This is a genomic window from Ligilactobacillus ubinensis, from assembly GCF_024160875.1.
In the GTDB taxonomy this organism is placed as follows: domain Bacteria; phylum Bacillota; class Bacilli; order Lactobacillales; family Lactobacillaceae; genus Ligilactobacillus; species Ligilactobacillus ubinensis.
In genome coordinates this window covers 1-219 of record NZ_JAIULA010000081.1, presented here as the reverse complement: position 1 = coordinate 219, position 219 = coordinate 1, and the positions used below count along the sequence as shown (strand labels likewise).

At 40.6% G+C, this 219-nt stretch carries 2 tRNA genes; both read right to left on the bottom strand.

The window, feature by feature from the left end:
* Position 1: 1 nt before the first annotated feature.
* Positions 2-74, bottom strand: a tRNA-Thr gene (locus tag LB941_RS12480).
* Between the two features lie 69 nt (positions 75-143).
* Positions 144-216: transfer RNA gene (locus LB941_RS12475), tRNA-Lys, on the bottom strand.
* Positions 217-219 lie beyond the last annotated feature (3 nt).

The following is a 219-nucleotide window of genomic DNA, read 5'->3' as shown; positions in this document are numbered from 1 at the left end:
ATGCCGGCTAGACGACTCGAACGCCCGACCCCCTGATTACAAATCAGATGCTCTACCAACTGAGCTAAGCCGGCATATAAAATAACTGACTTTAAAAGTATATCAAAAATAATTTATTATGTCAATGAGATATTCACATATAATGAGTCGTGACAGGCTCGAACTGTCGACCCTCTGATTAAAAGTCAGATGCTCTACCAACTGAGCTAACGACTCATT